Annotated in this window: 2 pseudogenes; one reads left to right on the plus strand and one right to left on the minus strand. The window is 70.2% G+C overall.

Annotated features, from left to right (window positions below):
* Positions 1 to 388: pseudogene (locus tag A5681_RS04855) on the plus strand (hypothetical protein); the annotation flags it as partial.
* Between the two features lie 4 nt (positions 389 to 392).
* On the opposite strand, the pseudogene A5681_RS04860 reads toward A5681_RS04855, so the two are convergent.
* Positions 393 to 843: pseudogene (locus tag A5681_RS04860) on the minus strand (hypothetical protein); the annotation flags it as partial.

Below are 843 nucleotides of genomic sequence, written 5' to 3' on the forward strand. Positions count from 1 at the left end.
GTCCGACGGCGGGGAGAACAAGCCGTCCAATCCCAGCGACCCGCACGACGGGGCCTACACGGCGGCGCGGCTGGCCCGGGACGAGGGCGTGCCCATCTCGACGATCTCGTTCGGCACCAAGACCGGCGAGATCGAGATGGACGGGCAGCGCGTCGCCGTCCCGGTCTCGACGGACCAGATGAAGACCATCGCCAAGCTTTCCGGCGGGCAGTCCTACACCGCCAGCAACATCGCCGAGCTCAACAAGAGCTACAACGCGATCGAGAAGGACATCGGCTATCGCACCGTGGCGGGGCCGGGCAGCGCCGGGTGGCTGCGCCTGGGCGTGATCACCGCCCTGATCGCGACGGCGTTGGCGCTGCTGATCAACCGGCGGCTGCCGGTCTGATCGCTCAGGACGGCAGCCGGCGGTTCAGGAACAGGCCGGCCAGGATCGCGCTCGCCAAGGCGACCGCCCCCAGCAGCATCCAGGCCAGGCTGGCATCGCCCTTGACGGTTTCGTAGCCGATCTGGCGCTGCAGGGTCGAGTAGACGTTCTTCAGCGACTCCAGGCTGTCGGCGTGGAACGCCTGGCCGTCGGTGATCTCGCAGATCTTCTGCAGCGTCTGGTCGTCGACGGGAACCGGGATGGTGGCGCCCTCGTACTCGACGGTCCCGTACGGCGTGCCGAAGGAGATGGTCGAGATCTGCACGCCCGCGGCCTTCGCGGCCCGGGCGGCGGTGAACGCCCCCTGCGGGGCGTTGGCGTCCAGCGGCACGTTCTCGGCGCCGTCGGACTCCAGCACGATGCGCGCCGGCGGCGGGCCGTCGCCGCCCCCCATCACCGAGCCCACCGTCGCGATC

The sequence above is a fragment of the Mycobacterium scrofulaceum genome, from assembly GCF_001667885.1.
Taxonomy (GTDB): domain Bacteria; phylum Actinomycetota; class Actinomycetes; order Mycobacteriales; family Mycobacteriaceae; genus Mycobacterium; species Mycobacterium scrofulaceum_C.